This is a genomic window from Kineosporia rhizophila (genome assembly GCF_021277265.1).
Taxonomy (GTDB): domain Bacteria; phylum Actinomycetota; class Actinomycetes; order Actinomycetales; family Kineosporiaceae; genus Kineosporia; species Kineosporia rhizophila.
This window is the reverse complement of the sequence record NZ_JAJSOH010000014.1, coordinates 175,517-202,480: the sequence shown is the minus strand read 5'-3', so window position 1 is coordinate 202,480 and position 26,964 is coordinate 175,517. Positions and strand designations below refer to the sequence as shown.

At 69.8% G+C, this 26,964-nt stretch carries 25 protein-coding genes and 2 tRNA genes; 11 read left to right on the top strand and 16 right to left on the bottom strand.

Annotated features, from left to right (window positions below):
• Positions 1–21: 21 nt before the first annotated feature.
• On the bottom strand, positions 22–1,635 hold the full coding sequence (locus tag LWF15_RS37690) for a methyl-accepting chemotaxis protein (RefSeq protein WP_232812507.1): 1,614 nt from the start codon (positions 1,633–1,635) through the stop codon (positions 22–24).
• Between the two features lie 6 nt (positions 1,636–1,641).
• Complete coding sequence (gene chvE / locus LWF15_RS20610) at positions 1,642–2,706, bottom strand: multiple monosaccharide ABC transporter substrate-binding protein (RefSeq protein ID WP_232812506.1); 1,065 nt, start codon at positions 2,704–2,706, stop codon at positions 1,642–1,644.
• Positions 2,707–2,890: 184 nt separating this feature from the next.
• Here chvE and LWF15_RS20605 point away from each other — a divergent pair, with 184 nt between their 5' ends.
• Positions 2,891–3,490 carry an HD domain-containing protein gene (locus LWF15_RS20605; protein WP_232812505.1) on the top strand — a complete coding sequence of 200 codons (600 nt, stop codon included), beginning with the start codon at positions 2,891–2,893 and terminating at the stop codon, positions 3,488–3,490.
• Positions 3,491–3,547: 57 nt separating this feature from the next.
• Here LWF15_RS20605 and LWF15_RS20600 read toward each other — a convergent pair whose 3' ends face one another.
• Positions 3,548–4,558, bottom strand: a complete 1,011-nt coding sequence (locus LWF15_RS20600; protein ID WP_232812504.1) for a TerC family protein — start codon at positions 4,556–4,558, stop codon at positions 3,548–3,550.
• A gap of 255 nt (positions 4,559–4,813) precedes the next feature.
• On the opposite strand from LWF15_RS20600, the gene LWF15_RS20595 reads away from it, so the two are divergent.
• Complete coding sequence (locus tag LWF15_RS20595) at positions 4,814–5,383, top strand: DUF998 domain-containing protein (protein WP_232812503.1); 570 nt, start codon at positions 4,814–4,816, stop codon at positions 5,381–5,383.
• Between the two features lie 39 nt (positions 5,384–5,422).
• Here the strand turns inward: LWF15_RS20595 and LWF15_RS20590 are convergent, their stop codons facing one another.
• Positions 5,423–5,593 carry a hypothetical protein gene (locus tag LWF15_RS20590; protein ID WP_232812502.1) on the bottom strand — a complete coding sequence of 57 codons (171 nt, stop codon included), beginning with the start codon at positions 5,591–5,593 and terminating at the stop codon, positions 5,423–5,425.
• Positions 5,594–5,868: 275 nt separating this feature from the next.
• Between LWF15_RS20590 and LWF15_RS20585 the strand changes: the two genes are divergently transcribed.
• Positions 5,869–6,294, top strand: coding sequence for a DoxX family protein (locus LWF15_RS20585; protein WP_232812501.1), 426 nt, complete (start codon positions 5,869–5,871; stop codon positions 6,292–6,294).
• 6 nt (positions 6,295–6,300) lie between these two features.
• On the opposite strand, the gene LWF15_RS20580 is transcribed toward LWF15_RS20585, so the two are convergent.
• Both LWF15_RS20580 and mprF read right to left on the bottom strand, forming a co-directional pair.
• A complete protein-coding gene (locus tag LWF15_RS20580; RefSeq protein ID WP_232812500.1) occupies positions 6,301–7,566 on the bottom strand; it encodes an alpha/beta fold hydrolase in 1,266 nt (421 codons plus the stop codon).
• Positions 7,550–10,234, bottom strand: coding sequence for a bifunctional lysylphosphatidylglycerol flippase/synthetase MprF (gene mprF / locus LWF15_RS20575; protein WP_232812499.1), 2,685 nt, complete (start codon positions 10,232–10,234; stop codon positions 7,550–7,552). The genes LWF15_RS20580 and mprF overlap by 17 nt, the downstream gene beginning before the upstream one ends.
• Before the next feature lie 181 nt (positions 10,235–10,415).
• Between mprF and LWF15_RS20570 the strand changes: the two genes are divergently transcribed.
• On the top strand, positions 10,416–10,712 hold the full coding sequence (locus tag LWF15_RS20570) for a hypothetical protein (RefSeq protein ID WP_232812498.1): 297 nt from the start codon (positions 10,416–10,418) through the stop codon (positions 10,710–10,712).
• Here the strand turns inward: LWF15_RS20570 and LWF15_RS20565 are convergent, their stop codons facing one another.
• From LWF15_RS20565 to LWF15_RS20555, 3 genes are all read right to left on the bottom strand, one after another.
• Entirely contained in the window at positions 10,713–11,285 is a 573-nt protein-coding gene (locus tag LWF15_RS20565; protein WP_232812497.1) for a dihydrofolate reductase family protein, read from the bottom strand. It abuts the gene before it with no gap.
• 61 nt (positions 11,286–11,346) lie between these two features.
• Positions 11,347–11,420, bottom strand: a tRNA-Leu gene (locus LWF15_RS20560).
• A 19-nt stretch (positions 11,421–11,439) separates the two neighbouring features.
• A tRNA-Trp gene (locus LWF15_RS20555) sits at positions 11,440–11,512 on the bottom strand.
• A 285-nt stretch (positions 11,513–11,797) separates the two neighbouring features.
• On the opposite strand from LWF15_RS20555, the gene LWF15_RS20550 reads away from it, so the two are divergent.
• A complete protein-coding gene (locus LWF15_RS20550) occupies positions 11,798–12,373 on the top strand; it encodes a hypothetical protein (RefSeq protein ID WP_232812496.1) in 576 nt (191 codons plus the stop codon).
• Positions 12,374–12,405: 32 nt separating this feature from the next.
• Here LWF15_RS20550 and LWF15_RS20545 read toward each other — a convergent pair whose 3' ends face one another.
• Both LWF15_RS20545 and LWF15_RS37685 read right to left on the bottom strand, forming a co-directional pair.
• A complete protein-coding gene (locus LWF15_RS20545) occupies positions 12,406–12,714 on the bottom strand; it encodes a DUF7455 domain-containing protein (protein WP_232812495.1) in 309 nt (102 codons plus the stop codon).
• 251 nt (positions 12,715–12,965) lie between these two features.
• Positions 12,966–14,081, bottom strand: a complete 1,116-nt coding sequence (locus LWF15_RS37685; protein WP_232812494.1) for a GGDEF domain-containing protein — start codon at positions 14,079–14,081, stop codon at positions 12,966–12,968.
• Positions 14,082–14,240: 159 nt separating this feature from the next.
• Here LWF15_RS37685 and LWF15_RS20535 point away from each other — a divergent pair, with 159 nt between their 5' ends.
• Positions 14,241–15,083, top strand: a complete 843-nt coding sequence (locus tag LWF15_RS20535; protein WP_232812493.1) for an alpha/beta fold hydrolase — start codon at positions 14,241–14,243, stop codon at positions 15,081–15,083.
• Between the two features lie 11 nt (positions 15,084–15,094).
• On the opposite strand, the gene LWF15_RS20530 is transcribed toward LWF15_RS20535, so the two are convergent.
• Positions 15,095–16,300 (bottom strand): MFS transporter, encoded by a 1,206-nt coding sequence (locus LWF15_RS20530; RefSeq protein WP_232812492.1) that lies wholly within the window; start codon positions 16,298–16,300, stop codon positions 15,095–15,097.
• Positions 16,301–16,419: 119 nt separating this feature from the next.
• Here LWF15_RS20530 and LWF15_RS20525 point away from each other — a divergent pair, with 119 nt between their 5' ends.
• The gene (locus LWF15_RS20525; RefSeq protein WP_232812491.1) at positions 16,420–16,881 is read left to right on the top strand and encodes a hypothetical protein; all 462 of its coding nucleotides are present in this window, start codon (positions 16,420–16,422) and stop codon (positions 16,879–16,881) included.
• 4 nt (positions 16,882–16,885) lie between these two features.
• On the opposite strand, the gene LWF15_RS20520 is transcribed toward LWF15_RS20525, so the two are convergent.
• Positions 16,886–18,112, bottom strand: coding sequence for an ROK family transcriptional regulator (locus LWF15_RS20520; RefSeq protein WP_232812490.1), 1,227 nt, complete (start codon positions 18,110–18,112; stop codon positions 16,886–16,888).
• A 168-nt stretch (positions 18,113–18,280) separates the two neighbouring features.
• Here LWF15_RS20520 and mmsA point away from each other — a divergent pair, with 168 nt between their 5' ends.
• The 4 genes from mmsA to LWF15_RS20500 all read left to right on the top strand — a co-directional run bounded on the left by mmsA (position 18,281) and on the right by LWF15_RS20500 (position 23,726).
• Positions 18,281–19,828 carry a multiple monosaccharide ABC transporter ATP-binding protein gene (gene mmsA / locus LWF15_RS20515; protein WP_232812489.1) on the top strand — a complete coding sequence of 516 codons (1,548 nt, stop codon included), beginning with the start codon at positions 18,281–18,283 and terminating at the stop codon, positions 19,826–19,828.
• Entirely contained in the window at positions 19,825–21,129 is a 1,305-nt protein-coding gene (gene mmsB / locus LWF15_RS20510; protein WP_232812488.1) for a multiple monosaccharide ABC transporter permease, read from the top strand. Before mmsA ends, mmsB begins: the two co-directional genes overlap by 4 nt.
• A gap of 62 nt (positions 21,130–21,191) precedes the next feature.
• Positions 21,192–22,316 (top strand): substrate-binding domain-containing protein, encoded by a 1,125-nt coding sequence (locus LWF15_RS20505; RefSeq protein ID WP_232812487.1) that lies wholly within the window; start codon positions 21,192–21,194, stop codon positions 22,314–22,316.
• Positions 22,317–22,538: 222 nt separating this feature from the next.
• Positions 22,539–23,726 (top strand): glycoside hydrolase family 26 protein, encoded by a 1,188-nt coding sequence (locus LWF15_RS20500; protein WP_232812486.1) that lies wholly within the window; start codon positions 22,539–22,541, stop codon positions 23,724–23,726.
• Here LWF15_RS20500 and LWF15_RS20495 read toward each other — a convergent pair whose 3' ends face one another.
• From LWF15_RS20495 to LWF15_RS20485, 3 genes are all read right to left on the bottom strand, one after another.
• On the bottom strand, positions 23,727–24,416 hold the full coding sequence (locus tag LWF15_RS20495; RefSeq protein ID WP_232812485.1) for a TVP38/TMEM64 family protein: 690 nt from the start codon (positions 24,414–24,416) through the stop codon (positions 23,727–23,729). It abuts the gene before it with no gap.
• A gap of 24 nt (positions 24,417–24,440) precedes the next feature.
• On the bottom strand, positions 24,441–25,697 hold the full coding sequence (locus LWF15_RS20490) for an Nramp family divalent metal transporter (RefSeq protein WP_232812484.1): 1,257 nt from the start codon (positions 25,695–25,697) through the stop codon (positions 24,441–24,443).
• A gap of 74 nt (positions 25,698–25,771) precedes the next feature.
• Positions 25,772–26,728, bottom strand: a complete 957-nt coding sequence (locus LWF15_RS20485) for a ferritin-like domain-containing protein (protein ID WP_232812483.1) — start codon at positions 26,726–26,728, stop codon at positions 25,772–25,774.
• Between the last annotated feature and the right edge of the window lie 236 nt (positions 26,729–26,964).

Genomic DNA, 26,964 nt, shown 5'->3' with positions numbered 1-26,964 from the left:
TCAGACCAGGATCAGACCGGATCAGACCCGGAACTGGTTCACCCGCGCCTGCAGCTCGGCCGCCATGCGGCTGAGCCGGGCCACCGCTGCCTCCGACTCCGACAGCCCCTCGGTGGTGACCCGGGAGGCGTCGGCGATGGTGGAGACGTTGACGGCCATGTCCTGGGCACCTCCGGACAGGGCCGTGACGCCGCGGCTGATCTCGGCCGCGGTGGCCGACTGCTCCTCCACCGCACCGGCGATCACGGTCTGGTAGTCGCGGATCCGGTTGATCACCGAGCTGATCTCCTCGATCGCCCCGACCACGTCCTTGGTGTCGCCCTGGATCGAGGTGACCCACTTGGTGATCTCCCCGGTGGCCTGGGCGGTGGCCCGGGACAGGTCCTTCACCTCGTTGGCGACCACGGCGAACCCCTTGCCGCTCTCGCCCGCCCGGGCCGCCTCGATCGTGGCGTTCAGCGCCAGCAGGTTGGTCTGCTCGGCGATCGAGGTGATCATCTCGACCACCGAGGCGATCTCGGCCGAGGACTCCCCCAGCCGGGCCACCTGCACCGTGGTGTGCTCGGCGACGTCGACCGCCTGCACCGCGACGCTGGCCGCCTCACCGGCGTTGCGGGCGATCTCCCGGATCGCCGTGTCCATCTCCTCCGAGCCCTTGGCGATCGTCGCCACGTTGTCGGAGACGCCGGCCGCGACCACCGAGGCCTCACCGGCCTGACCGCTGGAGGTCTGGGCCGAGGCGGCCATGGTCGAGGACGTGGCCGCCATCTGCCCGGCCGCCTCGGCCAGGGTGGTGGCCGAGGCCGAGACCGAGGTGACCATCGAGCGCACCTGGTCACGGGCCCGGTCCAGAGCCTCGGCCATCCGGCCGATCTCGTCGCGCGAGTGCACGTCGGCCGGCACGGTCAGCACACCCTCGGCCATCGCGTCGACCGAGCGGCGCACCTGGATCAGCGGCCGGGTGACCGACGTGACCACGAACCGGGCGATCAGGACCAGGATCAGCGAGGCCACCAGCACGGCGGCCACCATGATCAGGAAGTCCTGGCGCTGGGTGTCGCGCTGGGCCGCGTCGGCCCGGTCGACCTGCTCGGCGAAGTACGCCCGGCCGTTCTTGGTCACCGCGCTGACCAGGTAGTTGTCCACCCCGACCTGTTCCCAGCCGAGCCGGGCGGTGGTCGGGTCGGCGATCACCCCGGCCGCGAACCGGTCCACCACTTCCTGGTACTCGGTGAAAACGGTCTTGATCCGGTCGATCTGGGCCTGGCTGCCCTCGGGCAGGGACAGCGCGTCGAGCCGGTTGATCAGGTCGGCGGCGACCGCCGCCTGGTCCTTCAGGTTCTGCTGCTGGCGCTCGGGCGAGGAGCTCAGGATCGCGCTCAATGCCTGCGACTTCAGTTCGCCGGCAACGGTGTTCAGCTGCAGCACGATCGCGTCGGCGTCGTTCAGGTCACGCAGCTCCCGGCTGGTGGCGGTGCTGGACCGGTTGGTCACCGCGCTCAGCGCCAGGCAGGTCAGCAGGGCCAGCACGCTGGCCGCGACCAGGGCGGTCAGCTTGGTCCAGGTGGGCAGGTCGAGGAAGCGGGCGATCAGGCCGCGCCGGACGGGGCGCACGGGCCCGGACGAGCTTGTCACGGTGGCTCAGCTCCCGATCTCTTGCGCGGTGTAGACCCCACCGTCGACGAGCACGGTCTCGTAGTTCGACCGGTCCACGTTCACCGGCTGCAGCAGGAACGAGGGCACGTCCTTGACCCCGTTGTTGTACTGCTTGGTGTCGTTGACCTCGGGGGTGGCCCCGGCCAGCAGGGAGTCGGTCATCTGCACGGCCACCTTGGCCAGTTCCCGGCTGTCCTTGTACACGGTCTCGCTCTGGGTGCCGGCCACGATCAGCTTCACCGAGTCCAGCTCGGCGTCCTGTCCGGTGATGGCCGGCAGCGGCTTGCCGCCCTTGCCGTAGCCGTCGGCCTGCAGAGCGGTGAGGATGCCGCGGGAGATGCCGTCGTAGGGGGACAGCACGGCGTCCAGGTTCTCGGAACCGTAGTTCGCGGACAGCAGGTTGGCCATCCGCTTCTGCGCCACCTCACCGTTCCAGCCGGCCGTGGTGATCTGGGCGAACTTGTTCTGCCCGCTGCGGATCTCGAGCTTGCCCTGCTTCAGGTAGGGGCGCAGCACGCTCATCGCCCCGTCGAAGAAGAACCCGGCGTTGTTGTCCTTGGCGTCGCCGGCGAACAGCTCGATCGTGAAGGGCCCGGAGGCCGAGCGCAGGCCCAGCTCGTCGACCAGATGACCGCCCTGCAGGACGCCGACCCGGAAGTTGTCGAAACTGGCGTAGTAGTCGATGTTCGGGGTGTCGCGGATCAGCCGGTCGTAGGAGATCACCGGGATGTCCTTGCTCGCGGCCTGACTCAGCACGTCGGCCAGCGCGGTCCCGTCGACCGCGGCCACCACCAGCGCCTCGGCCCCCTGGTCGATCATCGCCTGGATCTGTTCCACCTGGGCGGGCACGTTGTCCTCGGCGAACTCCACCAGGGGCTCGTAGCCGAGCAGCTCGAACTGCTTGGCCATGTTCTCGGCGTCGTTCACCCAGCGCGAGGACGAGGTGGTCGGCATGGCCAGGCCGATCTTCCCGCCCGACACCGACACGCCCGGCTCCGCCTCGTCGCCGTCACCGCCACACCCCGCCAGCAGCAGGCTGCCGGCAACCATCGTGGCAGCCCAGGCCAGTGCTCTACGTCGCAACGTGGATCCCCCTCAACCAGCCGCGGGCCGGTTCACACCGCGGATCGACTGAACCCTTCGGCCGGACCGGTCCCGTCTTGAAGGAATTAACGGGCGGATCCCGGCCGGACTTGAGCTCCGCGCCGCCGGGGCGTTCAGGCAGGATGTCCCCGTGCATCTGCGTGACTTCACTCCCCCGGCCACCCCCGCGTCCCAGGCCGCCCTCGAACTGGCCTCCGCGTACTACTCCCCCGCCCTGCTGAACCACGGCGTGCGCTCGTGGCTGTGGGCCGAGGCCTTCGCCCAGGTCGAGGGCCGCACCGGCTTCGACCACGAACTGCTCTACGTCAGCGCCGTGCTGCACGATCTGGGCATCACCCCGCAGTTCGACAACGTCTCGCTGTCGTACGAGGAGGCCGGCGGGCACGCCGCGGTCGCCCTCACGGCCGGGGCGGGCTGGCCGGCCGAACGGCGGCAGCGCGCGCTCGACGTGATCATCCGGCACAACTGGCCCTCGGTCGATCCGACGATGGACGAGGAGGGGTACCTTCTCGAGATCGCTACCGGGCTGGACATCTCCGGCGCCCGCCCCGACGTGCTGCCGGCCGAGTTCGTCCAGGAAGTGCTGGCCGCGCATCCCCGTCTGACCCTCGGCCCGGAGTTCACCGCCTGTGTCACCGACCAGGCCGCGCGCAAGCCGCAGACCGCCGCGCACCGGCTGGTGCAGGGCGGCCTGGCCGACAAGCTGAGCCGGCACCCGCACGAGGCCTGAACCGCCGAGCAGGGCGGCATCTGTCTCAGATGCCGCCCTGCTTGCAGTTTCTCGGGACTAGCGGTGCGAGACCGCCGAGTCCGAATCACCCGACCCGACCACTGCATCGGTGCCGTCCTCGTCGGAAGGCTCACCAGCGTCTTCAATTTCGGGGTTGTCGCGGGTGCTGCGCAGGCTCCAGACGATGGAGACCGTGATCACCACGACGATCACGCCGAGGGTGAGCGGGATCGGCAGCTTGCCCACCGGGGTCTCGGACAGGATCAGCTTCACCCCGGCGAAGGCCAGCAGCACGGCCAGGCCGTAGTGCAGGTGCACGAACCGGCGCAGCAGCCCGGCCAGGCAGAAGTACAGGCTGCGCAGGCCCAGGATGGCGAAGGCGTTGGCCGTCCAGACGATGAAGGTGCTGGTGGTGATGGCCAGGATGGCGGCCACCGAGTCGACCGCGAAGATGATGTCGGTGGCCTCGACCGCCACCAGCACCACGAACAGCAGCGTGGCCACGCGCTTTCCGTCGACCCGGGTGAAGAACGCGGCACCGTGGTAGTTCGGGTCGGTCGGGATCACCCGGCGCACCAGGCGGACCACCGGGTTCCGGTCGGGCGGGGTCTGGTCACCGTGGTTGAAGGCCATCTTGTAGCCGGTGTAGATCAGGAACGCGCCGAACACGTAGGCGGTCCAGAAGAAGGTCTCCAGCAGCTCGGCGCCGACGAAGATGAAGGCGAAGCGCAGCACCAGGGCGCTGAGCACACCCCAGAACAGCACCTTGTGCTGGAACGCGTCGGGCACCGCGAAATGCGTGAAGATCAGGGCGAAGACGAACACGTTGTCGATCGAGAGGGCCTTCTCGATCAGGTAGCCGGCGTAGTACTCACCGGCCACGTCGCCGCCCTGCCAGACCCAGAGCACCGCACCGAAGGCCAGGCCGGCGGCCACCCAGATCGCCGACCAGGTGGCGGCCTCGCGGAAGCCGATCACGTGGTTGTCGCGGTGCAGGAACAGGTCCACGGCGAGCATGGCGCCGACCGCGCCCATGACCGCTACCCAGGCCCAGATGGAGACGTCCAAAAACGCACACCCTTCGTCCAGCCGAACCCGTACGCACGGGCTGGCTCTGCTGGATGAAGGTCTCCCCGGGCCACCGTGAACGGTGGCTGCCCGCCGGGGCCCGGATAGGCCGGGCCCGTAATGACGACGAGGCGAAGTGAGGTCGGGTACTCCCCTTCGGACTACAGACAGGATTCAGGAATCCGCGTTCGGACGCAAGGCGACAGCATCAAGTCACACTCTGCCACCTGGTTGGGTGAGCGTTACCGTGGCCAGGTGAGATCCCCCGCCGTCGTCTCCGCCGCCGCGGCGCCCGTCCTGCTGATCGGCGGCTGGCTGCTGGCCGAGTCGCGGCAGCCGCCGGGCTTCGATCCGCTGCACGACACGATCAGCGACCTGGCCGCGCTCGGGGCGACGGACCGCGGGATCATGACGCTGGCCCTGATCGGGGTGGGGGTGGCGCACTGCGTCACGGCCTACTGCCTGAGCGAGGCCGCCCGGGCCGGACGACTGCTGCTCGGCGCCGGGGGCGTGGCGACGATGCTGGTGGCGGCCTTCCCCCTGCCGGCGGGCGGCGGGTCTTCGGCGGCGCACACCTCGGCCGCGACAGCCGCCTTCGCTGCGCTGGCCCTGTGGCCCTGGTTCAGCAGCCGGCCGGATTCGGCCACCCTGCTGCGACCGGTCGCTTCCCGGATCGCCACAGCGGTGCTGCTGGCCCTGGTGAGCTGGTTCGGCCTGACCCTCGGGTGGGCTGGAGGTGCCCTGGGTCTGGCCGAGCGGGCCGCCGCGGCGGCCCAGGCGCTCTGGCCCCTCCTGGTGGTGCTGGGTGTGGTCCGGGCCCGCTGAACGCCCACGGTGGGGCGTGCAGCGGGCCACCACCACGAACTACAGCTTGGTCAGCTTCAGGTGGGAGACGACCCGGGAGGTGCCCTCCAGGTCGTGCTTGAAGTTGCAGACGACCTCATGGTCGTCAATGATGCGCACCACCGTGCCCAGACCGTAGCGGTCGTGCGTGATGCGATCACCGTCCTCCAGGCGCTCGGAGGCGGTAGGCACCCGGGTGGGCGGTGCGAACGGACTGCCGGCCAGGACACGTCGCGCTGGCGAAGGGCGAGAATTCACACCTCAGTATGCGCTCCCCGGAGCCCGCTTCTGACCGGAACAGCCGTTCCCGACCGGAAGATCACCCCCGGGTTCACCGGTCCGGCGCTGGTCAGGGGGCTACCGGGGTCACCATTTGCGCCGGTTGAGATTGCCTGGTCAACTAGCTGACACAGAACGTTCGGTCCGGCCAATTCGTGCGTGGACCGGTCACCGGCCGAGGAGGACGCATGGGCAGGCGAGCCTGGGGAAAGACAGCCGCGCAGGTGGCGCTGGGAGGCGCACTCACCTACGCGGGCATCTCGCACCTGACCTTCGCCAGGGACGAGTTCCAGGCGCAGGTGCCGAGCTGGTTCCCGGCCGACGCCGATGCCGTGGTGCTGGCCTCGGGCGCCGTCGAGATCGGCCTGGGCGCCGCCCTGCTGGCCACCTGGCGCCAGCCCAGCCGGGCCACCGTCGGCAAGATCGCCGCCGCCTTCTTCGTGGCCGTCTTCCCGGGCAACATCGCCCAGTTCACCGAGGGCCGCGACGGCTTCGGCCTGGACACCGACACCAAGCGCGCAGTACGCCTGCTCTTCCAGCCGCTTCTGGTGCTCTGGGCACTTCGGGCCACCCGTACGGACCGCCCCGAACCGGCCGAGCCGGAGCGCGACTGACGCTGGTCAAGGCAGCCGGGTGGCCACGTTCAGGGCGTGTCCGAGCCAGTGCGAGGCCCCCCGGCGCCGCAACCCCGACAGTCGGCCGGCTTCGGCCGGCAATCCGTGGGCGGCACCAACGGTCAGGGCGTGCGCGATGTGCACGGCCGCCGACTGATGCGCGTCCAGCGCACTGTGGCCCATGTTGACCAGCGGCACCAGTACGGCGTCGGGGGCCAGGCTCACTGCCCGCTCGGCGATCGGGCGGGGCGTGCGCAGGTCGCGATCCCCGGAGACCACCACCAATGGACGATTGAAAGCGGCCAGTTGGGTGGGCAGGTCGAGCGGCTGCCCGTGAAAGGCAGGCTGACGCACGGCTGCTTCGGCGAAGTGCAACTGGGGGTCGAGCGGCTCACCGTCGACCGGCAGACCGAAACCGAGCTGCCCGTAGGCGATCCCGGCCACCAGATCGGGCTCCATCACACCGGACACGCCCCGGCCCTCGAGCTGGCGCACTCCCAGTCGGCTCACCTGGCGCCAGAGCTGTTTCTGCCGCCCCGCCCGCCGCGCACGCAGCAGGCGCAGCAGCACCTGCGGCCCGGCGAACTCATAGACCACCTCTACGGCATGACTGAGCTCGGCCATCGAGATCCCGGTGGCGGCCAGGTCCTGCACGGCGGAGGCCACGGCGATCAGGGCGGGATCGTCCCCGTCCCACAGCAGACGGCGCCGGTGCGCGCGCACCATGGCCAGATCGTCCTCGACCGAGAGCAGGGGCGAGTCCAGCACCATCGCCGCCACCAGTTCCGGATGGCGGGCGGCGAATACCTGGGCCTGGTGACTGCCGTAGGAACTTCCGTACGCCACAACCGACTTCACGCCACATTCCTGGACGACGGCGGCCAGGTCGTCGGCGGCAGCCTCCAGAGTGACGGCGTCGAGGGGTAAGTCGCGGCCGCGATTGTCTCTGCGGGACAGGCCGACTCCGCGGTGCTCGACCATGATGGCGTCGAGGCCGTGCTGGGTGGCGGTGGCGCGCAGACCCACGTAGGGCAGCACCGACCCCATGCCCGGGCCACCGGGGATGAACAGCACCGGCAGATCACTGGGCGGGCCGGTCCGCATCACGGCCAGCGGGAACGTCTCGGCACGGTCGGGGTACACCGGTCGCTGGATCACGAACCCGTGCCGTCCGAAAAGTACTTTCGCGAGGGCCGGGGTGAGCCTGCCGATCCCGTCCCTCACCACGATCGTCCCCTGCTGATCGACCGAAAGGTCACCCCGGACGTCCACTCTTGGCAGTGTTCCCACTCTCGGCATCCGCCGCGTTCCCTTCACGCGGGGCCGGAACTGCGGCCACCGCCTCGTCGGTCGATCCTCCGGCGCCGACCGCCACCGGCTGCTTCTGGCGTGAGGGCGAGGGGATCCCGCTGGGGATCCGGTGCAGGTGCGGCACCATGCCGCGCAGCCCGCCGGCCACCAGGATCGCCACGTCGATCATGATCACCGGCAGGGCGGGCCCGCCGAACGATGCCACGTAACGGGTTTCCCACACCGGGGAGAACCGCTCCTTGAACTGACGCAGGCCCTGGAAGTTGTAGAAGTGCTCGCCGTGGGTCCACAGCAGACTGCCCATCCGCTCCCAGAACGAGCCCGTGCCGTCGATGTTCAGCCCGTACAGCGGGGCCATGCCGATGTTGAACGTCTCGTAGCCGTTCTCCTTCGACCAGTTCATCGACTCCACGAACAGGTGGGTCATCACCGTGCGGGGCGCCTCCTGACGCCGGCGCATCAGGTCGACCTTGACCTCGTGCCGGGCGCCGCTGGCCCACAGCGAGGCGAAGGCCACCACCTCGTCCTCGATCCGGGCCACCGCGACCGGGAACCGGGCGATGTACTCCTCCTCGAAGGCACCCAGCGAGAAGGACTTCTCCTTGGTGTTGTGCTTGGTCAGCCAGAGGTCCGAAACCTCGCGCAGCTGCGGCATCACCGCCTGCAGCGCCTCCCCCTGGAGCACCTCGATGGTGACCCCGGCCTTGGTACTCGCCCGGCACTCGCTGCGCAGCTTGGCCCGCTTGGAACCGGTCATGCTGAAGTCGCCGAGCGGGATCATCGCCTCCTCGCCGAGCTTGTTCAGCAGCAGGCCGTGCTCGCGGTACAGGTCGGCCAGGTCCTCGCGCACGCAGTAGAACACCGGCCGCCCGGTGCGGCTGTTGCACAGGTCCAGGAACTTCCAGATCAGCTCGTCGAACTCGGACTCCTCGCCCACCGGGTCGCCCATCACCACCCAGCTGCGGCCGGCCACCCGGTACATCAGCAGGGCGTTGCCCTCGGCCGAGAACAGCACCCGCTTGTCGCCGGTCCAGATCAGGCTGGCGTTGCCGTGACTGGCCCGGGCCATCACCGGGACGGCCCGCTCCAGGTCGTCCTCGGTGGCGGTGGGCGGGCCGGCCGTGGGCCGCTGCAACCGGATCCCGGCGAAGATCAGGGCCACCACGAACAGCAGCAGCACCAGCCGGGCGGCCCCGGACCCGTCACCGGTGACGGTGGCGGCCAGCGGCCGGTCGCCGTTGGCCTCGGCCAGCCGGTCGTTGTGCCACCAGACCAGCGCCACCGCGATCCCGGTGACCGCCATCGGCCAGGCCCAGCCGCGCGGGTCGGCCAGGATCGAGGTGCTGCGCCGGAACGCGGGCCGGGCCAGCACCAGCAGCACGGCCAGGGCGACTGCGAAGACGGCGAGCAGGGTGGCGTGGGTGGCCGCGAAGACCAGCAGAGCGACCACGGTCAGGGCCCAGGCCCCGCGCAGCCGGCGGTGCAGGCCGCGGGCCAGGACCAGCACCCCCACCCCGGCCAGGCTGGTGGTGAAGGAACTGATGATGGTTCCGGGCCCGCCCGGTACCTGGCCGGTGATGATCATCAGGGCGCCCAGCACGATCAGCAGCAACGCCATGAACGAGGGGGTGAGGATGTCGGCGACCCGGGCGAGCGCGGTCGCCCGGTCGGGGCTGCGCCGGGCCTCCAGCACGGCCAGCACCACCGCCGCCACGCCCAGCGGCACCAGGTAGTAGACCAGGCGATAGGCGATCAGCGCGGTGACCAGGCCGGTCTCGGGGGTGTTGTCGGCCAGCGCCACCACCAGCACGGCCTCGACCACCCCGAGCCCGCCGGGCACGTTGCTGATCAGGCCCAGGGTGGTGGCCAGCACGAAAAGTACGGAGAAGGCGGCGAACCCGAGCCCGTGCCCCTCAGGCAGCAGCACGTAGAGCACTGCCGCCATGGTCAGCCACTCGACCACCGAGACGGCGAGCTGGGTGGTGGCCATCGTCCGGGTCGGCCGGTCGATCCGCCAGTTCTTCACCATCACCGGCTGCCGGCCCCGGCCGCACCAGGCCAGGTAGGCGACCACCCCGCCGAGCAGGGCCGCGGCCAGCAACGCGGAGACCACCCGGCCGAACGGCAGCCAGGCCAGCACCGCGTCGGGCGACCAGATCAGGCCCACCGCGATCAGCACCGAACTGCCCAGGCTGAGGGTGACCAGGTTGAACCCGGTGACCCGGGTGATCGCGAAGGCGGGCAACCCCCAGGCGGAGTACACCCGGGCCCGCAGCGCGGCCCCGACCAGGGCCGAGGCCCCCAGGGTGTTGCCGAAGGCGGTGGCCACGAACGAGGCCGCGGCGTAGCGCCGCAACGGCATCGCGTGCTCGACGTAGTTCAGGGCCAGCGCGTCGTACGACACCATGATCGAGTACGAGGCGGCAGTCGCGAGCACGGCCAGGGCCAGGGGCCCGGGCCCGATCGCGCCCAGGTCCTCGGAGAGCCGGTGCCACGGGTATCCGGCGAGCCGCTGCTGCAGGACGGTGACGGCGGCCACCAGGGCCCCCAGCACCGCCAGCTGAGCGACCCACCGGCCACGCAGCCGCGAACGGCGTTCCACGTGGTCGGCCTGCGGAGAATCACTCATCCCAGTCATCGTGCGGTGTCATCGACGATGGGTCAGGACGACTTGAGACGGGGTACCACCGGCGGCCCGGCGGTTCACCCGAACCGACGTGGGCCCCGGCGATCACGCAAACGCCTGCGCCTGCTTACCTCCGGGTAGCACACTTCGTCCCAGTGACCCTGGCGATCCCCCGAGGAGCGAAGTGAGCTACCCGAACAACTGGCAGCAGGACCAGCCCCACCACCCCCAGCCCCAGCACGGCCGTCCGATGCAGCGCCGCACCCGTGAACCGTTGTCGTTCTGGCAGACCGTGGGGGCCGTCGTGGTCGGCCTGATCCTGGGCACCGTGGTCATCTGGGTCCTGACCCTGTTGCTGTTCTTCCTCGGCGCGGCCGCCCTGTTCGACCAGGTCAGCGACAGTGGCCTGCTGGAGGACACGAGCAGCACCGGGACGGGCGCCGAGCTCGACTGCGACCTGTACGCCGCCGAGGACTGCTAGCTAGCGCACCACGTCGAACACGTTCTTCTGCACGCCGTTGGAGTAGGTCTCGTGCTCCACCAGCTGCAGCTTCTGCACGTCCTTGTCGCTCTGGCTGAACAGCCGCTTGCCCGCGCCCAGCAGCAGCGGGAAGACCAGCAGGTGGTAGCGGTCGATCAGGCCGGCGTCGGAGAGCGCCTGGTTGAGCGTGGCGCTGCCGTGCACGATGATCGGCCCGCCCTCGGTCTCCTTCAGGGCCGCGACCTCCGGCACCGAGCGCAGGATCGTGGTCTCGCCCCAGCCCTCGACCAGGTCGTCCTCGCCGAGGGTGGTGGAGACGACGTACTTGGGCAGTTCCTTGTAGATGGCGAAGTCCTCCATCGCCGGCCAGACCGGGGCGAAGGCCTGGTAGCTCACCCGGCCCAGCAGCATGGCCCCGGCCTCGGTCTGCTCCCGGCCCTTGATCTCGTAGGCCTCGGGCACGAAGTCGACGTTCTTGAACGTCCACCCCGAGTTCCGGTAACCGGGCTCCCCGCCCGGTCCTTCGACGACCCCGTCGAGCGAGACGAAAGCGGTGCTGATCAGAGTGCGCATCAATGCGTCCTTACCGGCTCGGCGATCTTCGACGGAAGAGACGCTATCGGCCGCCGGCCAGTGCCCGTGGAAGGAGTCGAACCTTCAACCTCCGCATTCTGAGTGCGGCGCCTCTGCCAGTTGGGCTACACGGGCGTGCTGTTAGCTGCTTGCGCAGGGACTGAGGGACTCGAACCCCCGACATCCGGTTTTGGAGACCGGCGCTCTACCAGCTGAGCCAAGTCCCTCTGGGAGACAACGCAGAACGCCGCCTCCCGGGTGTTCCGGGAAGCGGCGCCCTCAAAGACACCTGAACCTGCTCAGGGTCGCGAGGGGCCTCCCGGATGCGCACGGAGAAGTCGCCACAACAGGGTCTGAGTGAACATCCTGCGGCTCCTCTCCGGACGGGTGGTCTGCGAACCGGGTTTCCGCAGAACCGTTCTGGCGCGGCATCAGCATCACACCGCACCACTCCCCCGTGCCACCGATTTTCTCCGCTGGCCGTCCCACCCGGGTTGGGTCAAGATCCGCAGATGCGGAGCAAACTGCTGAATCTGCCCGTCTGGCTGCTGGCGATCGGCGCGGGTGTGTTCACCGGCCTGTTCGGGGCCTCGGTGCGCGTGGCTGTGCTGGTGCTCGGCTTCGACCTGAACGGTGGGGTCGTGTCTAACGCCGTGTCCGGGTTCGTCACCGGGATCGGCCCCGGCCTGGTGGGAGTTCCGCTCATCGCCCGCCGCAATCGGCGCGAGGCCGAGCTCACCGGGCTCGACCCCGACGAGCTCGAGCAGGCACGGCGGGCCAGCGTCAAAGGCCCGGTGCCAGCAGACCCCCGGCTGGTGCGGGCGGCTCGGGACCTGTGCGCGCAACGGCTCGAGACCGCCCGGCGCCACTGGTTCCTGATCGCTGTCTCGCTGACCGTCATGCTGGCCCTGGCGATCGGCTTCGCCGTGACCGCGTTCGCCTGGTCGCCCTGGTTCCTGGTGATGACGGCCATGCTGCTCTGGCTCACCGGCTTCGTCGCCCTCTCACCCCGCCAGGCCCGGAAGCGGCTGGCCCGGCTCGAGGCAGCCCTGCCCCGCCAAAACGAGCCTGCGGCTCCCCGTCCGTGACGGGAAGCCGCAGAGAGGCTGATCAGATGGGCTCAGGCGGAGGCGCCCGGCTTGGTGTTCTGCTGCAGCACGCCGGAGTCGTCGCGGATCACGGCGCCCTGCTGGACCAGGCTGGCCTCGAGGCTGTGACCGTGGTGGGCGCAGAAGATCAGGGTGCGGCCGCTGGGGAACAGGGCGGTCACGTACGCCTGGGCGCCGCAGGCCACGCGCGGGTTCGGGCTGCCGGAGCCCTCCCGCACGGTGGTGGTGGTCGCATCGCAGCGGTCGGCCGCCGTCAGGGCCGGGACGGCGTCGAAGGCGGACGTCGAGGGGGCCTGCAGTTCGGGGGCGATGGCGGTCACGCGGGGTACCTCTTTCGTTCGGGCGCTCGCTTCGACCCTGGCCCAGGTGGGCCCGGTGTCACGAACGCCGTGACGGCAACTCCTCATCGGTACTGAACGTCACCCTCGTCGTCCGGATTCCCGACCTCTGAAGCGACCATGCCCCGCCCGGGGGTACCTGTGCACGCGAGAGAGACCGACCTCACCCGTTGGGGCGGCCCTCCCCCGTGGCCCGCGCCACATCCGTGCTCTGATCGGGTGTGACGGGCACCTCAGGGGCGGGTGGGGTGCACCTCGACGGGCGGCTGCTCGCCGTCACGCAGCACCCACTGCCCCTTCCCGGCCCGCTTGGCCAGGTACATCGCCGAGTCGGCGCGGCGCAGCACGTCGGCGGCGGTCAGCGTCTCGTCGGCCTGGGCGATGCCGATGCTCATGCTGACGCTCACCGCGACGTCGCCCTCCTGCAGGTGGAAGGGCTCGTGGATGGCGGCGATGATCCGGTCGGCGACGTGCTGGATGCTGTGCAGGTCGGTCCGCTCCCGCACCAGCACGGCGAACTCGTCGCCGCCCAGGCGGGCCGGCAGGTCCGAGCCGCCCAGGCAGCCGATCAGCCGCTCGGCCACAGCGATCAGCAGCTGGTCGCCGGCGTGGTGGCCGTGCCGGTCGTTCACCGGCTTGAAGTCGTCCAGGTCGAGCATCAGCACGGCGAACGGCCGGCCCTGCTGCAGCTGGTCCATCACCTCGTCGCCGAACCGGGCCCGGTTGGGCAGACCGGTCAGCGAGTCGTGGGTGGCCTGGTAGTGCAGTTCCTCCTCGCGCAGGCGCAGCTGGTCCACGGTGTCCTGCAGCCGGTCGCTGAGCTGTTCGTTGAACCGCCAGAAGGCCAGGATCGCGAACACCTCCACGGCGATCGCCACAACGTGGGTGAGCACCATGACCAGCAGCAGGCCGGTCGGGATGTGCTGGCCGCCGACCCCGTGCATACCGCCCATCGAGAGGTTGAACACGCGCTCGGGGGCGAGCAGGCTGAAGACGAAGTGGTGCACCCCGACCGCGGCGATCGTGCCGAGCAGGGGCCCCCAGCGCTGGTAGAGCGCCACCACGGCCACCGCCGACAGGATGAACAGGTGGGCGTGGATCTGCCCGCCGGACAGTTCCACCCCGGCGAACGAGGCTCCGATCACCGCCACACTGGCGAGCTCGGCCTTCAGCTCCCGCGAGCGCACCAGCCGGGCGGACAGGCCGACGAGGGCCACCAGCCCGGTGATGACCAGGGTCTCGGTCAGCGGCCGGGGCCCGCGCAGACCGGTGATCAGCAGGACGGGGACGCTGACCCAGAGGGTCAGGCGCACGATCCGGTGGCGGGCGTGCCAGGACTCGTCCGTCACCGGCGACCCCTTCGGCATCCAGCCGACCCAGCCGAGCATCCCCATGCCCCAAAATCTCGACAACTCTGCCCGAAGCTGTAGTGGGGAATAGCTGGGCCCGGCCCTGCGCTACCTGCCTCCGTCTCACGGAAACCAGCCGGATCCAGGAAGGACACCACAATGGGCGCGATCAAGGTCGGTAAGCAGAACTCGACCGATATCGAACTGCACTACGAGGACCAGGGCGAGGGTCAGCCAGTGGTGCTGATCCACGGGTATCCGCTGGACGGTGACAGCTGGGAGAAGCAGACCGCGGCGCTGCTGGGTGCGGGTTATCGGGTGATCACCTATGACCGGCGTGGTTTCGGTGCGTCGTCGAAGGTGGCGGGTGGCTATGACTACGACACGTTCGCGGCGGACCTGAACACGTTGCTGACCGAGCTGGACCTGAACGACGTGATCCTGGTCGGGTTCTCGATGGGCACGGGTGAGCTGGCCCGTTACGTGTCGCGCTACGGTGCCGGGCGGGTGGCCAAGCTGGCGTTCCTGGCCTCGCTGGAGCCGTTCCTGCTGCAGACCGACGACAACCCCGAGGGTGTGCCGGGGGAGAACTTCGACGGTATCGCGCAGGCCGCGCGTAGTGACCGGTTCGCCTGGTTCACGCAGTTCTACAACGACTTCTACAACCTGGACGAGAACCTCGGTACGAAGATCTCCGAGGAGGTGGTGCGGGCCAGCTGGAACACCGCCACCCGCAGCGCCCCGGTGGCCGCCTACGCGGTGGTCCCGGCCTGGCTGGAGGACTTCCGCGCCGATGTCCAGGCGGTGAAGGAGGCGGGGCTTCCCACCTTCATCCTGCACGGTACGGGTGACCGCATCCTGCCGGTCGACGTCACCGGCCGCCGGTTCGCTGCGGCGGTGCCCGAGGCCACGTACGTGGAGCTCGAGGGCGCGCCGCACGGCCTGCTCTGGACCCACGCGGACGAGGTGAACAAGGCCCTGCTGCAGTTCGTCCAGGCCTGACCAGAACCCGATCACAGGACGAGGGGACCCGGCTCCACGGGCCGGGTCCCCTCGTCCTCAGTCTGGTTCGAGAGCTGCCTGCCGCCCCAGGCGAACGCCACCGCCCCGAGCAGGGCGGTGGCACCGCACAGGGCCAGAGACCAGCGGTAGCTGAAGACCTCCAGCCACGAGCCGGCCAACAGCCCCGCGCCGAGGACGCCGGCGGTGGTGGCGTTGGAGAACAGAGTGGTGGCCCGCCCGACCGCCGGGGCCATCACGTCCTGGAAATAGACGATTCCGGCGGCGCCCACCACGGCAATCGCTGCCCCGCGCGCTATCTGGCCGAGTAACAGCCCGGTCAGATCCTGGGACAGCATGGTGATCGCGAAATAACCGGTCATCAGCAGCATTCCACCGGGAACCAGCCAGGCCCGGCCCCAGTCGGGCGGAATCAGCGCCAGCCCCAGGGCCACCACCACCTCCACCGCGGCGCAGGCGCTGAACAGCAGGCCCATGCGGGAGGCGGGCAGGTCCAGTTCGTCGGTGACGTAGAAGGGCAGCACCAGCGAACCGGCGATCATCGAGGTGAAGAACAGCGCCACGCCGAGCGTGAGCAGCACGATCGGGGCGCGCGGCAGCGGTACGCGGGCCACCGCTTCGGTGGCCGTCACCTGCCCCGGGCCGACTTTCATCGGCACCACCAGAACCATCAGCGCGGCCCCCAGCAGTACCGCGGCGCTGGCCCAGAAGAGCCCGGAAAAGCTGTAGCGGGCCAGGATCAGCGCCCCCAGCAGCGGTCCCAGGGCCCAGGCCAGTGACCAGCCCGACCGCAGCACCGGCGCCGCCCAGCGCGCGCCTTCGGAGTCGCCCATGACCTGCCGGGCGAGGGCGAACAGCTGGGGGAAGGCGACCGCCACGACCCCCAGCAGGGTCAGCGACAGCAGGAGCAGCGGCCAGAACCCGCGGGTGACGGTGAGCAGGGCGTAGCCGGCCGCTCCGCCCAGGCAGGCCAGCACGATGTAGAAGCGGGTGGGCGCCCGGTCGAAGCGGTGCCCGAGCCAGGTGCTGATCACGATCCCGCCCAGCCCGGTCGCCGAGGCCAGCACCCCCACCTGGAACGGCTGCATCCCGGCCTCGACCGCCGCGAACAGCGCCAGGTAGGGCTGTGACAGCGAATCCGCGATCCCCAGAACCAGAACCGCGCCGAGCAGCGTCCCGAACACCCGTCGTCCGCGCATCGGCTCAGCGAAGGCGACCGGCCGTTCCGACCGCAAATCCTTTTCTCCACCCACCTGCGGTCTCCCCCACCGGCCGTTCCCAGCCCCGCACATGCACCCGTTGGCTAGCGTGTACCTCCATGAGTCAGCTTGAAGACGTCGGTGAGCACGATGGTTGGCGATGCTGGGTCTGCGACGAGCCGGTTGATCCCGAAGCATCGGTGAACGACGATCGTGGTCCCAGTGTCGACGCCCGGACCAACAAGCCGAGGGCCAAGGTGGGTAACGACTTCGCCGGGGCGGAGCGGCTGGCCCACCGGGCCTGCAACACCAAGAAGGGTGCGGTCACGCCGGTCATCCCCTGGCCGACCGGCCCGATGATCGCCGATCCGGCGCCGCTGCTGGCGGTGGCCGAGCGCCTGCACCGTAAGGGCGGACGTGAGGTGGTGGCCCGCTGCCCGGACAAGAAGGACGCCACCGAGACCGCGCAGTGGCTGGAAGACCGGTTCTCCCGCCTCGCGCCCGACCTGCCGGTCAGTGCGGCGGTGGACTCCGGCGGCGGCCAGTTCGTGGTCTCCCTGTCAGTGGCCCGTCGCCGCTGAGGCTTCACAACGAGAGCAGGTCGGACACCTGGGGCGAGTAGGTGGCGTAGAGCACCAGGGCCGCTCCGCCGATCGCGACCGCGTCGCGGGCCAGGGGCGAGAGTTCGACCCGGGCGGTGCGGATGCGCCGGGCCATCGGGCGGGTCTGCAGCGCCTGTTCCACGGTGCTGCGGAACCGCTCCTCCACATGGCGCAGGCCGTGCCCGCCCAGCACCACCAGGTCGACGTCGACGATGTTCACCACGTTGACCACCACCGTGGCCAGGTGCTCGGCGGCGATCGCGACGATCTGCCCGGCGAACTCGTCGCCCTGGGCGGCGGCGCGGTAGATCGCCTCGTGTTCCAGCACGGGCAGCTGCCGTAGCGCCGACCCCCGGCCCTGGCCGGCCTCGAGCCGGCGCCGCACGTCGGCCGTGATCGCCTTGGGGCTGATCAGCGCCTCCAGGCAGCCCCGGTTCCCGCAGTAGCAGGCCGGGCCGTCGGGATACACCGAGGTGTGGCCGAACTCGGCCGCGTTCATCGAGCCCCCGCGGTGCACCTGGTGGTTGAGGATGAGCCCGCCGCCGACCCCGGTGCCGACGAAGAAGAAGGCCACGTTGGCCACGCCTCGGCCGGCCCCGGCCCAGCGTTCGCCGATCGCGGCCGCGGTCGCGTCGTTGTCGAGGGTGACCGGTAATCCGGTGGCCTCCGCGACGAGCCGTTTCAGGGGCACCCGATTCCAGTCGGAGAGCTGCGGCGGGCTGATCAGCAGCCCGTCCTCGTGGGCGATCGGACCGGGCGTTACAAAACCGAGACCTAGCACGTCTTCCCGGGGTACGCCCGCACCGGCCAGCACCTTGTCCACCAGATCGGCCACGGCCGCAGCGATACTCGCAGGATCGGCGTCGGGCGGCGTCGGTCGGCGCAGGCTGCCCAGCGGGTGACCCATGAGATCGACCACCACACAGGACAGTTCGGCCGGGTCGAAGTGCACGCCGACGGCCCGCCCGGAAGAAGCGTTGACCCGCAAGCGCATTCGCGGCTTGCCGCCGTTGGACAGGCCGACACCGTCTTCCCGCACGATGCCTTCGGCGATCAGACGGCGAACAATGCCGGAGACCGTCTGCGGCGTCAACCCGGTCAGTTCCGCGATCTCCACCCGGCTGACCCCGTCCGAGAACTGGATCTTGTCCAGCACCACGGCCCGGTTGTACTGGCCGACCTTCGGGAGGTTGGTTCCCCTCTGGCGCACAGTCAACCCCCTTCCCTCACCGTTCGTCGACACAGTCGCGGGACGCCGTTGACTTAGTAAAACAATTGAATTTAGCGTTCGTCGAGCAACGGACGATGCGGTGCGGGGAACGGTCACACCAGGCCGTGGAAACCGAAAAGTTTTCGCGGCAGCACCTTTGGAGGATGCATGGATGCCGCTGGGCCACTCCTGGAGATGCGCTCGATCACCAAGGAGTTTCCGGGGGTCAAGGCCCTCGCGGACGTGAACCTCGTCGTGCGCCCCGGCGAGATCCACGCGATCTGCGGCGAGAACGGCGCCGGAAAGTCCACGCTGATGAAGGTTCTCAGCGGTGTCTACCCCTACGGCTCGTACCAGGGTTCGATCGTCTACCGCGGCGAGGAGACCCGGTTCGCCGACATCCGGGCCAGCGAGCGGGCCGGCATCGTGATCATCCACCAGGAGCTGGCCCTGGTGCCGGGCATGTCGATCACCGAGAACATCTTCCTCGGCAACGAGCCGCGGCGGTTCGGCCGGATCGACTGGAAGAGCGCCAACCACAGGGCCTTGCAGCTGATGGAGATGGTCGGGCTCCGGGACGACCCGGACACCCTGGTCAAGGACATCGGGGTGGGCAAGCAGCAGCTGGTGGAGATCGCCAAGGCGTTCGCCAAGGACGTGCAGCTGCTGATCCTCGACGAGCCGACGGCCGCCCTGAACGAGACCGACTCCCGGCACCTGCTCGACCTGCTGCGCGGTTTCCGCGAGCGGGGCATCACCTCGATCATGATCTCGCACAAGCTGAACGAGATCGAGGCGGTCGCCGACTCGATCACGATCCTGCGCGACGGCCGCACGATCGAGACCCTGGACGTCGCCGCCTCCGGCGCCGACGAGGACCGGATCGTGCGCGGCATGGTCGGGCGGGAGCTGAACAGCCGCTTCCCACCGCACACTCCCCAGATCCAGGACGTGTTCTTCGAGGTGCGCGACTGGACCGTGCGCCATCCGATCTCGACCGAGCGGCTGGTCTGCAAGGGCTCGAGCTTCACCGTACGGCGCGGCGAGATCGTGGGTTTCGCCGGCCTGATGGGGGCCGGGCGCACCGAGCTGGCGATGAGCCTGTTCGGCCGCTCGTACGGGGTCTACCTGCACGGCCGGATCTTCAAGGACGGCCGGGAGGTCGAGCTGAAGTCGGTGGCCGACGCGATCCGGCACGGCCTGGCCTACGTCAGCGAGGACCGCAAGGCGATCGGGCTGAACCTGCTCGACGACATCAAGACCTCGGTGGTGGCCGCCAAACTCGGCAAGATCACCCACCGCGGCGTGCTGGACAAGGCCGCGCAGTACCGCGAGGCCGAGAGCTACCGCAAGAGCCTGCGGATCAAGACCCCCACGGTGGACGAGGGGGTGGTGAAACTCTCCGGCGGCAACCAGCAGAAGGTGGTGCTGGCCAAGTGGATGTTCACCGACCCGGACCTGCTGATCCTGGACGAGCCCACCCGGGGCATCGACGTCGGGGCCAAGTACGAGATCTACGGGATCATCCAGTCCCTCGCCGCCCAGGGCCGCGGCGTGATCGTGATCTCGTCGGAACTGCCCGAGCTGATCGGCCTGTGCGACCGGATCTACACCGTGGCCGAGGGGCAGATCACCGGTGAGACCCGCCGGGGCGAGGCCGATCCGGAGACGCTGATGAAGAAGATGACCTCGACGAAGAGGATGCCGACCCGATGAACTACGTGAGAGACCTGCAGCGCTTCCTCTTCGGCGGCGGCACCTCGAACGCCCGCCAGTTCGGGATGATCTTCACCCTGGTGGCGATCATCCTGTTCTTCCAGATCCGCACCGACGGGCTGCTGCTCACCTCGGGCAACCTGATGTCGCTGATCCAGGGGTACGCCTACATCTCGATCCTGAGCATCGGCATGCTGATGGTGATCGTGGCCGGGCACATCGACCTCTCGGTCGGCTCGGTGGCCGCGTTCACCGGCATCGTGGTGGCCAAGCAGATGGCCGAGAACGACCTGCCCTGGCCGCTGGGCATCCTGCTCGGGCTGATCGTCGGGGCGGCGATCGGTGCCTGGCAGGGCTTCTGGGTGGCCTACATCGGGGTGCCCGCCTTCATCGTCACGCTGGCCGGCATGCTGCTGTTCCGCGGCGGCAACCAGTACATCGGCAACGCCGACACCGTGCCGGTGCCCGAGGGTTTCCGCGACATCGGGGCCGGGTACCTGCCCGAGGTGGGACCGGACACCGGGTACAACAACCCGACGCTGATCCTCGGCCTGGTGATCTGCGTGGCCGTGGTGGTGCGGGAACTGCGGGCCCGCCAGGTGCGCCGGCAGATGGAGGGGGCCACCCCCGCCCCGCTGTGGATCACCGGTGTGCGGATCGCCGTGCTGCTGGCCCTGGTGGTCTACGTGACCCTGCGCTTCGCCGGCGGCCGGGTCGGCACCAGCTTCCCGATCTCCGGGATCATCCTGCTCGTGCTGGCCGTGGCCTACTCGTTCTACACCCGGAACACCGCGGGCGGCCGCTACATCTACGCGGTCGGCGGCAACGCCCGGGCCGCCGAGCTGTCCGGGGTCAAGCTCCGGCGGGTCAACTTCATGGTCATGATGAACATGTCGGTGCTCGCCGCGCTGGCCGGCATGATCTACGTGGCCCGCTCCACGGCCTCCGGCCCGCAGGACGGCCTGAGCTGGGAACTGGACGCCATCGCAGCCGTTTTCATCGGCGGCGCCGCGGTCTCCGGCGGTCTCGGCACGATCAGCGGGGCCATCGTCGGTGGTCTGGTGATGGCGGTGCTGAGCAACGGCCTGCAGCTGATCGGCACCGGCTCGGACATGGTGCAGATCATCAAGGGCCTGTTCCTGCTGGCCGCCGTCGCCCTCGACGTCTACAACAAGAACCAGGGCCGCTTCTCGGTGATCGAAGCGCTGACCCGCCCCTTCCGGTCCGATCCCCCGGACCCGGGCCTGGTCTCGCTGGCCGACGGCGGCCACCAGGACCGCACGACCACCCCGGCAAGTTGATTCACCTGCCCGCGAATCACCGAACGATGCTGTTCACCAACCCAATGGAGGGCCGATCCAGCATGCGTAATCTCCTCACCAAGGGCGTCGTCCTCGGCGCCGCAGCACTTCTGGTCCTGACCGCGTGCGGTTCCGAGCGCGACGACGAGGGCGACTCCGGCTCCGGCGGTGGCGGCAGCACGGGCGAGGCCGAGGCGGGCTTCGCCGCCGACTCGCTGGTCGGCGTGGCGCTGCCGGCCAAGACCTCGGAGAACTGGGTGCTGGCCGGCGACCTGTTCACGAACGGCCTGAAGGAGGCCGGTTTCCAGGCCGACGTGCAGTACGCCGGGGCCTCCACCACCGTGGCCGACCAGCAGCAGCAGATCAACGCGATGGTCACCAAGGGCGCCAAGGTGATCGTCATCGGGGCCACCGACGCCAAGCAGCTGTCCACCCAGGTGGCCCAGGCCAAGCAGTCCGGGGCCACGGTGATCGCCTACGACCGGCTGATCGCCAACACCCCCGACCTGGACTACTACGTCGCCTTCGACAACTTCAAGGTGGGCGAGCTGCAGGGCCAGGCGCTGCTGGACGGGATGAAGGCCAAGAAGCCGAACGGCCCGTACACGATCGAGCTGTTCTCCGGTTCGCCGGACGACAACAACTCCAAGGTGTTCTTCGACGGCGCGATGAGCATCCTGCAGCCGGCCATCGAGTCCGGTGACGTGGTGGTGGGCTCGAAGCAGACCGACATCAAGCAGACCGCCACCCAGGGCTGGGAGGCCGAGAACGCCCAGTCGCGGATGGACTCGCTGCTGAACTCGGCCTACACCGGGGACAAGGAGCTGGACGGGGTGCTGTCGCCGAACGACAACCTGGCCCGCGCCATCCTCACCTCGGTCGAGGGGGCCGGCAAGCCGGTGCCGGTGGTGACCGGTCAGGACTCCGAGGTGGAGTCGGTGAAGTCGATCATGGCCGGTAAGCAGTACTCCACGATCAACAAGGACACCCGCAAGCTGGTGGCCCAGACCATCACCATGGTCAAGTCGCTGCAGGCCGGCGACGAGCCCGAGGTCAACGACACCGAGTCCTACGACAACGGCGTCAAGGTCATCCCGTCGTACCTGCTCGACCCGGTGATCGTGACCAAGGAGAACGCGGCCGAGGCCTACGCCGACGACCCGACGCTCGGCCCGCTCACCAAGTAGTCCCCCGAGAACGCAACAGCAGGATCCGTGGCCGCCGGTCACGGGTCCTGCTGTCGTTTTGCCGGATACCCCCCAGATGCCTGTCCCCCGTACGGGTGGAGCGGTCACCGGTGCAGGTGAGTTGATCACAACGTTCTCCGAATGGGTCATCGAGGGCAGAAACCGCTGCCCTCGGCGGCTTTTGCCGTATCCGCCGGATCGGACGGACCCACAGGAGAGCCCATGAGACGCATTCATCCGGTCAGTGCCGCGCTCGCCGCCGCCCTGGCGATCACCGCCGGGGTGGCAGCCGGTGGCGCCTACGCGGAGGATGCCGAGAACGGCGGCGCGGTGGCCAGTCCCACGCAGCAGCAGGCCCTGGACGCGAACCAGACGGTGCGCAACTACATCCTGGCCCACCCGGACACCCCGATCCCGACCGAGACACCGACCGCCGGTCCGACCGAGGAACCCACCGCAACGCCCACTGTGACCCCCACCGTGACTCCCACCGTGACTCCCACCGTGACTCCCACTGCGGAACCGGGCGGCCCGTCACGGTACGCCTCCGGAATGCCCTGGAGCGACGGCGGTTTCTTCGAGCACTCCAGCACCCGGGCCACGCGGTTCGCCGCCTGGCGGGGCGCCCCCGTCGACAACGTCGCCGCCTACACCACCCGCACCAACTGGCGGGCCCAGCTGCAGGACTGGTGGGCCGCCACGGTGCCGGCCGGCTTCCGGGCCGAGCGTGACGACTTCATCCTGTCGGTGCCGCTGTGGACCGACGACCGCAACGCCGGCAGCGACCAGAACTGGAAGGACCTGGGCACGAAGATCGCCGCCGTCGACCCGGACGCCCTGGTGCGCCTGGGCTGGGAGATGAACTGCTGCTTCTCGCACGCCACCGACGCCGGGGACTGGCGCGGGCAGTTCTCCCGGGCGGTCGACCTGCTGCGCTCGGCCGCCCCGGGCCTGCAGATCGTGTTCAACCCCAACGAGGGCGGGGCCCAGAACGGCACCGTCGCCGCGGTCGAGAGCCTCTACGTGGACGGCAAGGTCGACGTGATCGCGCTCGACGCCTACGACTGGTGGTCGCCGTACACCAGCCAGGCCAGCATCGACCGGCACTTCACCCAGAAGTACGGCTGGGACTACTGGTACGACTTCGCCCGCGCCAAGGGGGTGCCGTTCGCCGTGGGTGAGTTCAGCGTCTACTCCGGGTCCCGGGCCTCCGGCGGCGACAACCCGCGGTTCTTCGAGGTGGTCTACGACTGGCTGCAGCGGCGCGAGAACGCCGATCCGGGCTCGATCCGGTTCGTCTCGCTGTTCAACGACAGCGCGCGCTACTGCGGGTGCGCCATCTCGGACACCCAGAACCCCCGGGCGGCAGCCAGTTACAAGGCCATGATTGCCAAGATCCGCCGTTCCTAGCTAGACGTCACCCCGACGGGCCGGCTCAGCCGGCCCGTCGTCGGGCGCGTTCCGGCGCCTTCGGCGCACCAGGACGCCGCCGACCACCACCGCGACCAGACTCACGGCGATCCCCACCCCGCTCGCCACCAGCGCCAGGCCCGAGTTCCCGGACACCGCCGCGTCCCCGAGCGCCGTGTAGGCGAACGCCCTGGGCGCCGTGCCGATCAGCGTGCCTAGCGCGATCTGGTGAGCCCGTAACCCGATCAGGCCGAACGCGTACGACAGCGGGGTGTCCGGGATCCCGGGGATCAGCCGCTGCAGGACCACTGCGAGCGTGCCGTGCTCCCGGGCCAGGTCGGTCAGGGCCAGCACCCGTTCGTTGCTGAGCTCGGCCACCGCCGGGGCCCCCGCCCGGCGGGCGATGAGCAGGGCCAGCACCGCCGTGACCACCGAGGTGACCAGGCCGGAGGTGAACCCCAGGGCGGTGCCGAACAACGCGCCGGACGCGGCCGACAGCAGCGGGCCGGGCACGAAGACCAGCGACAGCAGGGCACTGACCGCCATGAACACCGGCAGCGCGAAGACCCCGAACCGGTCCACCCCGGCCCTGAGCCCGTCGGCCGAGACCGGCAGGAAGAACGTGGTGAGCAGGCCCAGGGTGACCAGCACGGCCACGAAACCGGCCAGACGAAGACCTGCGCGCTGCATCCCTGGATGCTTGCACACGCCTCATCAGGTGAACTGCAGGACCACGACCACCGCGTTCATCCCGGTCAGCACCAGCGTGATCAGCACCATCAGGGCGTTCAGCCGCGGTGTGTTGGCGTGCTCGCCCATCACCGCCCGGCTGCCGGTCAGCGCGGTCAGCGCGATCAGGGCCGGGGGGATGCCGAAGCTGAGCACCACCTGGCTCAGGACGAGCACCTGGGTGGGGTCGACCCCGGAGCAGAGCACCACCACCGCCGGGACCATGGTGACGGCCCGGCGCAGCACCAGGCTCAGGCGGCGGCGCAGGAAGCCGTCCATGATCACCTGCCCGGCCGCGGTCCCCACCCCGGCCGAGGAGACCCCGGAGGCCAGGAGCGCCACGGCGAAGGCGAGCGCCGCACCGCCGCCCACCGTCTCGGCCAGGCCGGAGTGCACCCCCTCGAGGGTGAGGTCACCGGCGTGGCCGTGGAACAGTTCGGCCGAGACCGCCAGCATGGTGAGGTTGACCAGCCCGGCCAGGCTCATCGCCACGACGATGTCGACCCGGCCCAGGCGCAGCACCCGGACCCGCTCGTCCACGTCGCGCACGTCGATCCGGCCGCCGGTCAGCCCGGAGTGCAGGTAGATGGCGTGCGGCATGACCGTGGCGCCGATGATGCCGACGGCCAGGAGCAGGGTGTCGTCGCCGCTCAGCGAGGGCTGCAGGCCGTGGACCAGGGCGGCCGGTTCCGGCGGGATCCGCAGGGCCAGGTAGGCGAAGCCGGCCCCGATCAGGATCAGCGCGGCGGTGACTGCGACCTCGAACGGACGGTGCCCGCGCCGCTGCAGCGACAGCACCGCGAACGCGGCGAGCGCGGTGACCAGGGCGGCCATCGGGAAGGGCATGTCGAACAGCAGCTTGAGCCCGACCGCGGCCCCGATGAACTCGGCCAGGTCGGTGGCCATCGCCACGACCTCGGCCTGCCCCCACATCAGGCGGGCCATCGGGCGGGGCAGGCGCTCGCGGCACAGCTGCGGCAGGCTCCGGCCGGTGACCACCCCCAGCTTGGCCGACAGGAACTGGATCGGCATGGCCACCAGGTTGGCCATCACCACGATCCACACCAGCTGGTAGCCGGTGCTGGCCCCGGCCTGGAAGTTGGTGGCGAAGTTGCCCGGGTCCACGTAGGCGATCGCGGCCACGAAGGCCGGCCCGAGTACCGTGACCAGGCCGACCGGCCGGGCCGGGGCCTTCGGTGGGGCCGGGGCGAAACCGGGCCCGGGCCCGGGATTTACCTGCACGCGTTGCTTCTCCTGCCGCTGCGGAACGGGTGGCCCGGGGCGCCCGTCACGGCGGGCACCCCGGGCACGGACCTTCAGGCGCTGGTGTTCACCGCACCATGGACCCCGTTGGGGAAGAAGCCGCCCTTCTTCACCGACCCCGGGTTGAGGTAGACGATGTTCAGCACCTGGCCCGGGGAACGACTGAAGGCGATGCCACTCATCGCGGCCGGCACGATGTTCGCGTCGCCCTTCCAGCGCACCCCCTGGTCCTTGTCCTTGCCACCGTCGAGGGTGTCGCGGGCCTTGGAGATCTTCGCCGCCGCGTCGAACATGCCCTTCTCGTACAGGGCGGTGCGGATCGTGGCGGCGTGGTAGGCCTCCACCGCCAGGATGCCCGCGGCCGCCTCCAAGTAGGTCTTGTTGTCGATCAGCGGAGCCGCGCCCTTGTAGGCGGTCACCCCGACGTCCTCGAACAAGTAGGCGCCCAGGAGGAAGTTGTCCTCGCTGGCGAACGGGTCGAACGACTGCTTGGCCCCGATCAGACCGGCCGCCCGGGCGGCAGCGGTGAAGCTGTTGCGGATGTCGATCCGCGGCCGCGACACAGCCGCGCTGCCCAGGGCCGAGCGCAGGAACTTCACGTGGGCCAGTTCGTCCCCGGCGATCTCGGCGGCGTACTGGTGGATGCGCTTGCTGCGGAACGGCACCTTCTTGCCGCCGATCACCCCACCCCGGCGCTCCTTGCCGCTGGTGAGCTTGTCGGCCAGGCCGTGCCCGTGCACGGCGAACGAGTAGTACTCCGCCTCCAGGTACTCCAGGTTGAGGGCGAAGTTCAGGACGGCCCCGTCACTGGGAGCGGCCGCCGCCTCGACCTCGTCGGTGGCCGGGACACTGGCCTGGGCCGGCCCGGCCCCCAGGACGCTCCCGCCCACGACGCCGGCCCCCACCGCGCCCAGGCCGGCCGCTCCGGCCGCCCGCAGGAATCGGCGCCGATCCGTCTGGTTCTCCGAACTGCGGTCGATCATGTCGACCACGAGTCGCTTACCGAACATGCACTGCCCCCTGTTGATTGGCGGCGTCGGCCGGGGCCCCGACTAAGGGCCCGAACCGGGACAGATGCCGATGACCGGCGCCGCGACGAGCGCCGGTAGAATGCGAAGAAACGGGAGAAGTACTGCCTCATCGCTCTTTTCGCGACCAACGCCGGTACCGGAGCGTACGGGAGAACCCCGGGGAGCGGGAGCAGGTCGGTACTCAGGCATTCGGGCAGGTTCACCGTGGCCCGGAC

Coding starts and splice junctions, on each gene's coding strand:
- chvE (WP_232812506.1), bottom strand. CDS start 2,706: ATGGTTGCCGGCAGCCTGCTGCTGGCGGGGTGTGGCGGTGACGGCGAC.
- LWF15_RS20585 (WP_232812501.1), top strand. CDS start 5,869: ATGGGCAGGCGAGCCTGGGGAAAGACAGCCGCGCAGGTGGCGCTGGGA.
- mprF (WP_232812499.1), bottom strand. CDS start 10,234: ATGAGTGATTCTCCGCAGGCCGACCACGTGGAACGCCGTTCGCGGCTG.
- LWF15_RS20565 (WP_232812497.1), bottom strand. CDS start 11,285: ATGCGCACTCTGATCAGCACCGCTTTCGTCTCGCTCGACGGGGTCGTC.
- LWF15_RS20550 (WP_232812496.1), top strand. CDS start 11,798: ATGCGGAGCAAACTGCTGAATCTGCCCGTCTGGCTGCTGGCGATCGGC.
- LWF15_RS20535 (WP_232812493.1), top strand. CDS start 14,241: ATGGGCGCGATCAAGGTCGGTAAGCAGAACTCGACCGATATCGAACTG.
- LWF15_RS20530 (WP_232812492.1), bottom strand. CDS start 16,300: ATGCGCGGACGACGGGTGTTCGGGACGCTGCTCGGCGCGGTTCTGGTT.
- LWF15_RS20525 (WP_232812491.1), top strand. CDS start 16,420: ATGAGTCAGCTTGAAGACGTCGGTGAGCACGATGGTTGGCGATGCTGG.
- mmsA (WP_232812489.1), top strand. CDS start 18,281: ATGGATGCCGCTGGGCCACTCCTGGAGATGCGCTCGATCACCAAGGAG.
- mmsB (WP_232812488.1), top strand. CDS start 19,825: ATGAACTACGTGAGAGACCTGCAGCGCTTCCTCTTCGGCGGCGGCACC.
- LWF15_RS20505 (WP_232812487.1), top strand. CDS start 21,192: ATGCGTAATCTCCTCACCAAGGGCGTCGTCCTCGGCGCCGCAGCACTT.
- LWF15_RS20500 (WP_232812486.1), top strand. CDS start 22,539: ATGAGACGCATTCATCCGGTCAGTGCCGCGCTCGCCGCCGCCCTGGCG.
- LWF15_RS20495 (WP_232812485.1), bottom strand. CDS start 24,416: ATGCAGCGCGCAGGTCTTCGTCTGGCCGGTTTCGTGGCCGTGCTGGTC.
- LWF15_RS20485 (WP_232812483.1), bottom strand. CDS start 26,728: ATGTTCGGTAAGCGACTCGTGGTCGACATGATCGACCGCAGTTCGGAG.